This is a genomic window from Porphyromonas asaccharolytica DSM 20707 (genome assembly GCF_000212375.1).
Taxonomy (GTDB): Bacteria; Bacteroidota; Bacteroidia; order Bacteroidales; family Porphyromonadaceae; genus Porphyromonas; species Porphyromonas asaccharolytica.
Window position 1 is genome coordinate 815046 of sequence record NC_015501.1, and the last position, 12859, is coordinate 827904.

A 12859-nucleotide genomic window follows, 5' to 3' on the forward strand; every position below is an offset into this window, starting at 1 on the left:
GCGGTGCATTACTTAGTTGATTCGTTGGCAGAAGCCTCTACAAAGATGCGCTGCGCACGGGCGATGCCCTGTAGGATAGCGCGCGAAGAAACCGTAGAGCCTGAGACAGCGTCTATAGATCCGCCATCTTCACGTAGCTTGAGGCTAGCGGGTGTGACCTTCTTGCCGATAAGGGACTTCTTCGAGGGCTTGGTGGTAGCGGGGTCTTGGTTGCCTCCGTAATTTTCACTGATGGAGATGAGCTTGCCCGTGGCATTGACATCAGCTATGGCAAAGGCTGTGAGTGCGCCGCTATTGTCAAAGCAGACGAGCATCGGGAGACAACGCCCCTCGTAGTCGTCATCACTGGTGGTGACAACGAGTAGACCTATGGTCTCACTCATATCGTTGGTGCCGTAGCTCTGGATCAGCCAAGGAGTGCCGTCGTCAGCGGTGCCGGTCTTCTCCTTGTTCACAAGGCGATAAGCGGGGAGCAGCGTGTTGAAGAGGCTGTCGATGACCTCTCGCTCGGGGAGCGAACAGTTGCTCTCGGTGGGCTGTGCCGTGGGGCCGCCCTCGCCGACAACGCTCTGATAGACTCGGTAAGCTCGCTCGATGGCATCGATGAAGGCTCTACTGGAGATGGTCGCTGCGGTGATGGCATCGACCTTACCGCCGTCCTTAGAGACCTTGAGTGGCGAAGCTTGGCTCATATCTAATCCGCGCACGTCACGGATGAGATCAGCATTCGGAGCGGGAGAGGTGAACCACTCTTGTATCTTAGCACCTAGTCCTGGCGTCTCCTCGTGCTTGAGCACCTTGAAGCCGACGATCTGGCTCTGCATATCAAAGCCTACCATGATATCTATGTGACCAGCAAAGCCGGCATCGGTATAGGTCTCGATGGCATAGCCGACGGGCTGACCGCCCTGCATGGCGGGATAAACGATGAGTGGACGAGGCTCGCTCTCGAGTGCGACAGTGTCTTGCTCTTCGTAAGGATTATTGTCAAAGGCTGGGACGATCTCTTTGATCGCTTCGACCTTAGCTTTCGTCTCGGCCTGTGCGATGGTGTCTCTGGTCGCTACATTGACCAAGGCTAAGATGCCAGCGATGATCAGACAGATGATCCCGAGTGAGAGGATCATATTGGGGAGTGTAGAGGGTAGCTTCTTCATCTTTTAGCCTCCTTTCTAGATTTGACCACATGACCGAAGTGCCGTGGCTTGATGTAGTTGTTGAGTAGTGGGGTGAACGCATTCATAATGAGGATGGCAAAGGACATACCCTCAGGGTAAGAACCCCACAAGCGGATGATGACGGTGAGTAGTCCGATCATACAGCCGTAGATGAGCTGCGCACGATGCGAGATAGGCGAGGTGACGTAGTCGGTCGCCATAAAGACCGCACCAAAGAGCAGACCACCAGTCAGTAGGTGGAAGAAGGGACTAGCATACATCGCTGGGTCGTAGAGGTGCATGATGCCACTCAGTACGAAGGCGGAGACGATGATAGCCACGGGCGTATGCCACGTGATGATGCGTCGGATGAGTAGATAAGCTAAGCCGAGGAGGATAGCGATGGCACTCACCTCTCCCATGGAGGAGAAGTTGAAGCCGACGAGGAGCTGCAATGAGTCGGGTAGCTGATCGATAGCGCCTGACTTGAGGATGCCTAGAGGCGTCGCTGCAGAGACCGCATCGGGAGCTTGCTCAGCAAGACGGGCGGGCAGCTTCCACGTGGTCATCTGCGCAGGATAGGAGATGAGGAGGAAGACACGTCCGACGAGTGCGGGGTTGAATATGTTATTGCCCAGTCCGCCAAAAGCCATCTTGCCAATGCCGATGGCGACGACACCACCCATGAGGACGAGCCACCAGGGGAGCGAGGCAGGAAGGTTGAAGGCTAGGATGACGCCTGTCAGGAGCGCTGACCCATCTAGTAGCCGACAGGGACGATGCAGGAAGAAGCGGGTGATGACCCACTCCGTGAGCATACAGGAGGCTACCGAGATAGCGGTGATAAGTAGAGCGTCTGTCCTAAACTGGTAGAGCATGACGAGGAATGCTGGTATCAAAGCAATCAGCACCCCATACATATTCTTGCTAATGGTGTCACCGCTATGGATATGCGGTGAGGGTGATACGATGACTTGTTGTGCCATAAGCTATATATCGTAGTCGATGATGAGGATCGGTGATCTGTCTCAGTGTGTATTACTTCTTGCGGGCTCGCATGATACCCATGACGGTCTGCTTGCCGACACGTATGTAGTCGAGGAGCGGTCGTCCTGCTGGGCAGGTGTAGCTACAAGAGCCGCACTCGATGCAGTCGGCGATGTAGTTGTGCTCGGTACTCTCCCAGTCTTTGTAGATCGTGTCACGCATGAGGAAGGCGGGGTTGAGGCCCATCGGACAGACCGATACGCACTTACCGCAGCGTATACAGTCGTGCATCTCGGGGCGCGTTGACTCCTTGGCGGAGAGGATAAGTAGTCCTGACGAACCCTTGGCTACGGGTATGTCGGTGCTAACAAGTGCTCGTCCCATCATAGGACCACCTCCGATGATCTTGCCAGGCTCCTCAGCATAACCTCCCGCAGCGTCGATAAGCGTCTGCATAGGCGTACCGATGCGTGCCTTGAAGTTGGACGGACGTGCGATAGCTCGTCCGGTGACTGTGATGATGCGCTCGATGAGTGGCTTGTGCTTCATGACCGCCTCGTAGATAGCGAAGGTGGTCCCGACATTCTGCACGATAGCACCTGTAGAGATAGGTAGCGCACCTGAGGCAACCTGCTTGCGGATCAGGGCGTCGATGAGTTGCTTCTCGCCACCTTGCGGGTAGCGCTTCTTGAGCGGTACGACGGCGATGCTTTGTCCCTCGGGAAGGAACTCTTTGGCACGCTCCGCAGCGTCACGCATGATGCGTATAGCGTCGGGTTTGTTATTCTCAATGCCTATGAGCGTGCGAGGAGCATTGGCAGCCTTCATGATGATCGCGCAGCCTACCATGATCTCCATCGCCTTGACACGCATGAGCGCATCATCGCTCGTGAGGTAGGGCTCACACTCGACGGCGTTGATGATGACGTAGTCGGCACTCTGACCAGGAGGCGGCGACAGCTTAACATGCGTCGGGAAGGTCGCACCGCCCATACCGACGATGCCCATCTCAGCGATGCGGTCGATGATCTGCTTGGCATCAAGCTCAATGTCTGTGACAAGGGTGTCTGTCTGGTCAATGTAGTCCACCCACTCATCACCATCGACCTTGATAAAGACGGCGGGCTTCTTAAAGCCGCTAGCGTCAGTGATCTGATCTACCTTAGTAACGGTGCCAGAGACCGAGGAGTGGATATTTGCGGAGACAAAACCGCCAGCCTTGCCTAGGAGCGTACCTACGCGCACCTTGTCGCCTTTGTTGACGACAGCGGTGGCGGGCGCACCAATATGCTGTGCTAATGTGATGACCACCTCGTCTGGAGGAGCGACAACGGTGATAGGTACCCCGGCGCTGATCTTATGGTCATGGGGATGGATACCCCCTATTCTAAATGTCTTTGCCATAGCTTCGTGTTAATCTTTCTGAGGTACAGATGCTGTTGAGGAGGTAGCAGCAGGAGCTGCAGAGGCAGCGGCTGTTGCCATGGCGGGAGCAGGCTTGTCGGCTGGCGCTGGCTTTTCTGCAGGTTCTTTGCGTGGCGGGAAGTTGATCTCATGGATAGCTCCCGTCGGGCACTCGGCCGCACACTTGCGACATAGACGACACTTCTGATGGTCTATGTAAGCGAGATTGTTATCTATCGTGATTGCCTCAAACTGGCATACCTTAAAGCACTTGCTACATCCGATACACGCGTTGGCGCAGGCTTTACGTGCCACGCCACCCTTGTCCTTATTAACGCAGCTGACGTAGAGACGGCGTCCCTTGGGACCCTTCTTGCGGAGCTCGATGATCATCTTCGGACAAGCTTTGACACACGCTCCACAGGCGGTACACTTATCTTCGTCTACCTCGGGGAGCCCCGTCTCGGGGTTCATGTGGATCGCGTCAAAGTCGCACACAGCGACACAGTCGCCATTGCCTAGACAGCCGTAGCTACATCCCGTCTCGCCACTGTACAGAGTCGACTCGATCTTGCAGCTTCGAGCTCCTATATAAGTATTGACTCGTGGACGTGCCTCGCAGGTACCATTACAGCGCACGACCGCTACGAGTGGGTCGCTCTTGGCAACGCTTTGACCGAGGATCGCTGCCACTTTGGTCATAACGGGCTCTCCGCCCACGGGGCACCAGAGCCCCTCAAGAGAGGAGGCTTCGCAGCAAGCCTTGGCAAAGCCGGCACAGCCAGGGTGACCACAGCCACCGCAGTTGGCCTGAGGAAGGACCTCAGCAACCTCGCCGATGCGCGGATCTTCTTTTACTTCAAATTTCTTGGAGGTAATAAAGAGTAGGACGGCACTTATGAGTGCTATCACTACAAGGACAAGTATGGTGGGTAGTATTGTCATAGGAGTGTGTATGAACTTACTTTTTTCGCACGATAAAGGCAAAGGTTCGCTCAAACCGGTCACGTAAGAGCCATAGCAGGAGCATATATGCGGCGGCTACACCCAGAGCGATCAATATCTGAGCCAGCGTACCTACCTCTAGGTAGCTTAGGAGGACGGTTATAGCAATGATTAGAATCGTAGGGATGATCATCGTGAGGAGTACGGCACGCATACCCAGCGAGCTACGCATCTCTAGAGAGACCTGATCACCGACAGCCACCTCGTCTGGTAGCTGTGAGCGATCGATCGTGATCGTCTCCAGACGGCTCTCTGAGGCGTGGCAATGCCCCGCAGCCTCGCAGTTACTACAAGCAGATGGACGTAGCACCGTGAGACGCACTTCTCCGCCTTGTATGGCAGTTACGGTGGCATTTCGTTCTATACATTCAGACTTCATCGACTCTATGGATTCGCATTGCTGCAACCTTCGCAATCGCAAAGGTAGCAATAAATAATTAGTCTAAGTATGGTAGTCGGGTACAAAATGCTATCGCACATTCCTCCGAAAAGCCCTCTCAGAGCCTCTTACCTAGACTCACAGAAGGCTGTGATAGCCTCTAAGAGCTTCGCATTGTCTGTCGCATCACGAGAGGTGATACGCACCATTTCGCCCTTGATCCCTCGTAGATTGGTCGCATCGTAGAGCGCTATATTGTGCTCCTCGAGCAGGTATTTGATCAGCTCAGCGGCTGTGGCACAGTGTATCTGAACTAAGAAGAAAGGTGCATCGCTCGGCATCACCTCGAGGCCATCTATCTGGCGAAGTTTGGTCTCTAGCTCGAGCGCATTGCGCTGCCACTTGCGGATCGGGAGCGTAAACTGTGCAGGGTGAATCAGGATATACTTAGCCACCTCGACGGCCATCGTGCTGACCGACCACGGGTCGACCACTTTCTGTATTTCCTTGATAATCTTCTTGTCGGCTGTTACGTAGCCGATGCGTAGTCCTGGCAGACCATACGTCTGCGTGAACGAACTGACGAAAATAATGTTAGGGTGTCCCTTTACATCGCTCAGTGTAAGCGTCGGCTGGGTCGTAAAGGTTGCGTAAGACTGATCGATCACAAAGTAGACCGATGGGTAGCGCCCTATGAGCTCCAGCAGCTCAGCGCGAGAGCGCAAGCGTCCCGTAGGATTATTTGGCGAGCAGATCCAGCAAAACTCCTGACCCTCGAGTTGTATCTCCTGCGTCTCAATATCTTCTGGCAGATAGGTTAGCTGCCATCCGTATCGCTTGGTGGCCAGCTCGTAGTGCTGATAGGAGGGGACGAGGATCACTCCTTTCTTTCCTGCAAAAGCCTCTGCAATAGCGTAGAAAGCTGCCGTACGGCCAGCCGTGATCACTATATTGTCTATATGTAGCGCATTGCGCTTGGAGATCATAGTCCGTAGTGTCTTGTAGTCGCTCTCTGGATAGAAGCGCATCATCTCGACCATGCGATCGTTGAGATGCTCTGAGAGCTTCGTGAGCTCAGGGGCAAACCAGGTGGAGGTGTCAAATTGTAAGGGTGGACACGTTGTAGTCGTACTGCTTGGAGTGTTCTTTTTCATCGTACTAGGCTTATTTAGATAGCTAAGTGTGCGCTGTATGTTATTTCTTATGAGATACTTTGTTCTGTAGTTGCTCGGCAAAAGAGACCAGTTCAGGCGTGTGCAGCGCCTCGTATAGCTCCTCCTTATTATATATAGAACGCTCTAGCATCTCTCCCGCATGAAGTAAGAGCTTGTAGCAGAGGATACGCAGGCAGCGATCCCGGATCGTCTCCTCTGAGAGGATCCCAGCATGATAAGCGGAGAGTAGCTCCTTGTAGCTCTGTAGCGGGTCTAGTGGCCCGAGGAGCAAGTCATTGCCTGCTAAGATAGCCGCCACAGATATGGGCAAACCCTCAGCACGTTGTACGCCCCGCATCTCCAGTCCATCGGTGAAGATGAGCCCCTTAAAGCCCATTTGCTCACGCAGCAACTCCGTCACGACAGCGTGACTCAGCGAGGAGGGACAGGTTACATCAGGCTCTAGAGCTGGCACCGAGAGATGCGCCACCATGATTCCCCCGAGACCGGCCTCTATGTAGGCGCGGAAGGGTGCTAGCTCCACCTGCTGGAGCTCCTCTAGACTGCCCGACACGGTGGGGAGCGTCTTGTGCGAATCCTTGTCCGTATTGCCATGCCCCGGGAAGTGCTTAGCGACCGATAGTACCCCGCCATCCTCCATGCCCCTCGCCAAGGCCAGTCCATGCGAGATCACAATGTCGGGCGTAGCGCCTAGGCTGCGGGTGCCGATGACCGGATTCTTCGGATTGTTATTGACATCCAGCACTGGCGCAAAGCTCACTTGGATGCCCATCACACGGCATTGCAGCGCCATGTGCTGCCCGAGGGTGTACATCTCCTCTGGCGTGCAGTGATCGGCCAGCAGCTTCATACGCGGATAGCGTATCGTCCCCTGGAGACGCATCGCCAGTCCCCACTCCGCATCGGCCGTGATCAGCAGCGGTATGCGTGAGCGCTCCTGAAGGAGACGGGTGAGCCGATACTGATCGTAGGCCTCTCCCTTGCGAAAAAGGATGCCACCTGGACGAATCTTGTCGATAAGCTGCAGATAGCGCGCTTGAGAAGCCGAGTCGTAGCGAGGCTCCCAGATCGGGATGATCAATTGCCCGATCTGCTCCTCGATCGTCATCTTCTGGAGCTGTCGCGTCGCTTCTTGTAGCAGGCTGTCGGTGCGTTGATCATATATATCTAGTAGATGGGTCGGCAGTTGCTGTGCCGCCGTATCGGCACCAGCGCACCCCACGAGTAGCACCAGCAATAGAGACACCGACGAGACCAGACGCCCCGAAGGTCTCCATCCTCGTACCCTCGCATAGAGCGAGACAAGCCAACGATCCGATCGCAAGAGATAGTTCATACTGCCACGATAACTGCTGCTAACCTAATGGGTATAAAATAAAGTGTGCGACGCCCACACATCCGAGAGTCCGAGACCTATCCCAAAGGACACACCCCGTTCCCAATGCGCTCTCTGTGCAAAGATAGAGAAATCGGTGCAAACGAATAGCTTCCCCTCCAGACGACACTCCCGTCTGACACCCGAAGAGATGGTGGAGGTCAAGACGCTCGGCATGACGATCAGACCACATCGGCATGGCATCGCAGGAAATGGGTGATCTCCACGTGGGTATTTCCGAATTCCTTCGTAGGGGATCCTTCTTTTCGTGAGCGCAATCCCGAAGGATTAGGTTACAAGTTGTCTATAGTACACTGATCTCAGACAAACTAAACACGCTTTACCAAAAGAGTCGTACGCTATTGACATTTTTCTGAAAAAGGACTACATTTGCTACAACTTGGTGCCGAGATCCCGTCGCAAGATCCGCGATCAAACTTGCCATAGTCGAAAATGATCCTGTAAACAACATTAATATAAGAGATTATGAGACAACTACTGCTTTGGGTCACCGCACTGCTGGTGGGGGGAGCAACCCTCTTGGCAGCCAATGAAGCTGACGCAATTCATTTGGAACTAAGCATTACCGCAGCTGGCAATACACTTTCTTTCCAAAAGAACTATGCTGACAACAACATCGAGATCAACGTCTTTGATGCCAGCAACAACTTAATTCAGAGCGGAGATCTAGTACCTGCGGGGACTTCTCTCAACCTGATGGCTACCGTAAAAGGTGGCAAGTACCAACTTAAGAGTTTCCATGTCACATGGATCGAAGACGGCACCCCACAGTCGGAAGAGCTACCCATTACAGCTGCAGACGACTTCTACGGTTCTTACCTGAAGCACTGGACGATGAAGCCCTATGACACGACCATCTCCCTTGACTTTGAAGAGAGCGATCCTAATACGCCAAGAGATCTAATCCTCACGATAGAGCCCTCAGAGAATGGTCACATAGAGCTTTTTGACTACGACGGTATCACACCTATTGCGTCAGGCTCGCCTGTCAAAGACGGCTCCGTAATCACCGTCAAGGCAACTCCAGACGAAGGGTACAAAGTATCTCTCCTAAGGATCGGTGACGACTTCTATAGCAAGGACGCACTACACCCAGACGCAGAGACAGGTGTCGTGACCAAGTTCAAGACTGTCAATGCCTCGATGGTCATTAGTGCCCTCTTCGAAGAGTATAAGCCGAACAACGTAGACATAACAGTCATCACCCCAGACCTTGAAACAGGTATGCTGATCATTTCTTCAAATGGTGCGAACCTAAGACCTGTCAATGGAATCCTATCCATCGAAAAGGGGCAGCAGATCACCATAACGGCTATACCTATGGATCAGTACGACGTAACCTACGTCAAGGTAGGCAGCACAGAGTACACCGAGGGTCACGGACTAACTATTAATGAAGAGGGTATAGCTACGATGCAACTAGAGGTGACCGAGTCTACAACCATCTCCGCGCTTTTTGACAAGAAGCAACAGGTCGAAAAAGTCCCCATCACGATCGCGCCCTGCGAACATGGTGCCCTCGAAGTGCTTCAGGGAGAGCAACTCCTCTCTAGTGGAGATCAAGTGGATAAAGGAAGTAGCATAACGGTCAAAGCAATCCCTGACGAGGACGGATACGAGACCGCCTCCGTAACCATCGGTGACAAAGTCTATGAGGGCGATGCGCTAATGCCTAATGCCTTCGGAATAGTGCTACTAGAGAATATAATCGTCTCAGAGCCAACGACTATCAGCGCCCTCTTTCGCAAGAGTGCCGTAGACACCTATAAGGTTACCTACTCCTTCCCTAGTGAAGTGGCTGACCACATAACTGTAAAAGCAAATGGAGAGCCCTATCTGAGTGGTACCGACATTGCAGCCGGCACCGACATCGTATTCGTCTATACACAAGGTGACTCTAAGTGGCTTGTAGATAGTTGGATTGTAGATGGAAATGCGGTAGCAGAGACAAAAGATAAAGCTCTCTTTATCCTAACCGTAGAGAAAGACACCGAGGTCGGAGTCGCTATATACAACGGCACGCAATCCATCACACGAGACAGCATCTCTATACGTCTCATGGATCATGGATCATCACTTATGATCAGTGGACTCGAAGATGGTACTCCGATTAGCATCTGTGATACCACAGGTCGCACACTCGTGGTCTCCAAGAGTCACAGCATAGACATCAGCACGATCCCACAAGGCGTCTACATCGTGCGTGCAGGAGATATCGCTATGAAAGTTGTCAAGTAACATCTCCACATCCTAGTAGTATCTCAAAGTTTGTGGTTCCCTAAAAGCCACAGGTCGGGTGCCCCGATGAGATGATCAACGATTTATAGGGATGCACGGCTGGCCTTTAGTCGGAGGGCGTCCTTACAAATCGTCACTCGTGAGTTTTGCGGCATTGATTGGCTACCTCCTATTTTTGGGCGTATAGGTCAAAATGGTGGGCGAAGTAGAAGAAAAAAACAGATACCTTTGTTCGTTGACCTGAAACGTAGCCGGCTCTGCAGGGGTGCAACCGGTGAGGGATACGGTCAATGGAGTCAGAACAGTTTACACTGACAGGGGAGGGGTACTATTGCCCCTCCTCTTTTTTGGATGTAAACTGGGCGATATCCCTATGCCTAAAAAAACCATCCACGAATCGTTTCTTGTGAGCTTGGGACATTCCATTATGCGCTCTAAGACGGCTTTTGAGTGCAGTAAATAGCCCTTCAATGGCGTTATTGGTTTTAGGGATCTGTATATCCGGATGTTCCTCGTAAGTAAAGAGTGTAGGGAGGTATTGACGAAAGGAAAAGTGGGCTGATCTAAGTGATTTGTGCGTGTATTGCCATTTGCCGTTTTCATCATTTATGGTCTTCTCCTTGAGAAAAGTATCCCACTTGGTCTCCCACTTTTTGAGCTGCGAGCAGAATGTGATACGGGATATCTTTCCTACACTCATAGCAAGTGCCAGAAGCTCTTGAGACGCAGGTAGTTTGGGTCGAAGAGTAAGTTTTCGTCGGACGATTGCGATAAAGTGATACTGGCACATTTGTGTGGGAAAATGCTTCAGTGCCACGTCAAGACCGACTCCTCCATCAGTTACCACTGCCAATATCTTATAGCCCCCTTCCTCTATCTTTTTAAGGGCTGTTGCGTAGTCCACTTTGCTTTCGTGAGAGATCCACTCCCGATAGAGTACGCAACCACTTTTATCGTCCAACGCAACGATTAGTCCTTGGTTTCTACCCCAATACGTCGCATCTATGTGAATAACTCCCTCGCTTAATATGGGCGTCTTAAAGTCAACTGAGACCTCCTGAAGTCTCCGTTTTATCGTGCTCGGACTTACTCCAAGTGCTTCCGCGATTTTAGCCTGCGATAAGCCACTCTGGTACAAGTCCCATATCTGCTCCTTACTTATGTGCCTTTTTCCTGTGAACGATGAGCCACAGTTCTTGCACAAATATCTCTTGTGTGTACCCCTGCGTCCATGACTAATCACACTGAGGCTCCCACACTTCGGACATTTTTTGGTCCATTTTTTCGCCTTTTCAAATGCTCAAAGATACGATAAACACTGGCTTATCCCCCTGTATCACCCACCGTTTTGACCTATACATTCGCGTTGGCTCACTTTTAACACTTCAAAGCTTTTCAAACCCTTATATGTCTCTCTATACCTAGAAAAGACCTTTAACTCACCCACCATTTTGACCTATAAGTCTATAATAATAAGGGAGCGAAAGAGAATCTCTTTCGCTCCCTTATTTAAGGAAGATCTACGGGTCAATACATATAACCGATGGACAGAAAGACGGTATGAGACTGACCATAAGGGGTCACATTCTTGTAGTTGTCAGCTGCCATCTCATCTGCATCCTTGATGGGGAAGCCATACTTGTATCCGGCACCGAAGAAGAGCATATTCCCATACTTCAAGGGGATGCCAAAGTCGCACCTTACGAGCGGTCCAGCACTGATCAGGCTGTAGTCGGAGTGAAGGTCACCGGTAACACATCCACTCAGGGAAGGAATGACATATACAGACTTTAGGTCAAGCGGCACCTGCAGACCCGCAAAAGCATTGAAGCTAAAAAGGGTCACTCGCTTGATGAACTCCTGAGGTACCTCCACTTCCTTGCGATCTTTCGACAAGAAGCTCGGATCCTCCGTTATCAGTGCCGTATCATCCACGAGGCAGGGCTGATTGAACCCTACAGACCCGCCATAAGTGAAGTACGTCCCGAGGGATGAGCGGAGCCCGAGGTAGGAGGCCATCCCAAAGTGTGGCGTTAGGTTTTTAGCCAGATCCGCAGTGTAGATAAGCTCGCCTGACAGCGCACCCGTGACCATCTTATGTGGTGGCAGAGCGAGGACTTGACCCCGGTCATCCTTAATGACCAGCTCACCCTTGCGGTGAGGATCGTAGTACTTCACCACCTTATCTATGTCCTCAAACTCCCACTTCAGTCCTCTCACATAGCTACAGAGCTCCGGATCATCGGCAAGGAATCTGACCACTCCGCCTCTAAACTGAGATCCTTCATAGTTGATCCCGTGTACCAGAGCAACCTTTCTTAGGATACCTCCGCGTTTCTCCAAGAATAGTGGGAAGCTGGGCTTTACCACAGCCATACTTCCTCCACTACGTATGATCCGCTGCTCGTTGCCGATGAAGAAGATGTCCCCATTCTCATCAATCTTGTACGAAGAGGCCAGGAGGTAGGCCGTAAGCTCAGGTCCCCTATCTACGAGAGTCATCCATGCGGCATTGCTTTGCAGGAAGGTGGAGAACTTTTTGTACTCAAAGCGATAGCTCGAGTCCGGTTTCTTGGGGTTGCTTAGCTCGATGCCTTTCAGGTCCTCGGACTTGAAGGTGCCGGCTGAATGGGCGAGGGCGAGGTCATCGAAGAGCTTGAGCTCCTTGTCCCCCGACATAGGCATCCTAAGATACCCTGTGTAGGTAGCTCCTTCCTTGGTCTCCAATTGCGCCTTGCAGACATCCCTTGGCTCCGAGGTGAAGAGCTTCATCAAGCCACAGCCTGAGAGAAGCATCATAAGCCCGATCAGGATCGATAAGTTATATGCCAGTTTCATGATAATAACGAAATGAATAGGATAGGTAATCGGCTATCTATGCAACCTGTATTGCAACTCAATAACCACGTTACAAAGGTAATAAAATAAGGCGTATAGGTCAAAATGGTGGGTAAAACAGCCTAATAGCCATTTTCGTACTGAAGTATAGGTCAAAATGGTGGGCGAAGTAGAAGAAAAAAACAGATACCTTTGTTCGTTGACCTGAAACGTAGCCGGCTCTGCAGGGGTGCAACCGGTGAGGGATACGGTCAATGGAGTCAGAACAGTTTACACTGAC

Annotated in this window: 9 protein-coding genes and 1 pseudogene; 1 reads left to right on the plus strand and 9 read right to left on the minus strand. The window is 52.0% G+C overall.

Features of this window, described 5'->3' with window-relative positions; genetic code table 11:
- Window positions 1–8 precede the first annotated feature (8 nt).
- The 7 genes from PORAS_RS03235 to PORAS_RS03265 form a co-directional block, all read right to left on the minus strand.
- Entirely contained in the window at window positions 9–1157 is a 1149-nt protein-coding gene (locus PORAS_RS03235; protein ID WP_004330705.1) for an FMN-binding protein, read from the minus strand.
- Window positions 1154–2143, minus strand: a complete 990-nt coding sequence (locus tag PORAS_RS03240) for an RnfABCDGE type electron transport complex subunit D (protein WP_004330708.1) — start codon at window positions 2141–2143, stop codon at window positions 1154–1156. Before PORAS_RS03240 ends, PORAS_RS03235 begins: the two co-directional genes overlap by 4 nt.
- Window positions 2144–2195: 52 nt before the next feature.
- Window positions 2196–3548: an electron transport complex subunit RsxC gene (gene rsxC / locus PORAS_RS03245; protein WP_013760166.1), complete on the minus strand. Its 1353-nt coding sequence runs from the start codon at window positions 3546–3548 to the stop codon at window positions 2196–2198.
- 9 nt (window positions 3549–3557) lie between these two features.
- Complete coding sequence (locus PORAS_RS03250; RefSeq protein WP_013760167.1) at window positions 3558–4493, minus strand: Fe-S cluster domain-containing protein; 936 nt, start codon at window positions 4491–4493, stop codon at window positions 3558–3560.
- A 16-nt stretch (window positions 4494–4509) separates the two neighbouring features.
- A complete protein-coding gene (locus PORAS_RS03255; RefSeq protein WP_013760168.1) occupies window positions 4510–4932 on the minus strand; it encodes a SoxR reducing system RseC family protein in 423 nt (140 codons plus the stop codon).
- A 128-nt stretch (window positions 4933–5060) separates the two neighbouring features.
- Entirely contained in the window at window positions 5061–6086 is a 1026-nt protein-coding gene (locus tag PORAS_RS03260) for an aminotransferase class I/II-fold pyridoxal phosphate-dependent enzyme (RefSeq protein WP_013760169.1), read from the minus strand.
- Window positions 6087–6126: 40 nt separating this feature from the next.
- Entirely contained in the window at window positions 6127–7443 is a 1317-nt protein-coding gene (locus PORAS_RS03265; RefSeq protein WP_013760170.1) for a glycoside hydrolase family 3 protein, read from the minus strand.
- Between the two features lie 525 nt (window positions 7444–7968).
- Between PORAS_RS03265 and PORAS_RS03270 the strand changes: the two genes are divergently transcribed.
- Window positions 7969–9741 (plus strand): InlB B-repeat-containing protein, encoded by a 1773-nt coding sequence (locus tag PORAS_RS03270; RefSeq protein WP_013760171.1) that lies wholly within the window; start codon window positions 7969–7971, stop codon window positions 9739–9741.
- Between the two features lie 328 nt (window positions 9742–10069).
- Here PORAS_RS03270 and PORAS_RS03275 read toward each other — a convergent pair.
- Window positions 10070–10999, minus strand: a pseudogene (locus PORAS_RS03275) (IS256 family transposase, variant Zn-binding type); the annotation flags it as partial.
- Window positions 11000–11268: 269 nt separating this feature from the next.
- Complete coding sequence (locus PORAS_RS03280; RefSeq protein ID WP_013760173.1) at window positions 11269–12579, minus strand: hypothetical protein; 1311 nt, start codon at window positions 12577–12579, stop codon at window positions 11269–11271.
- Window positions 12580–12859 lie beyond the last annotated feature (280 nt).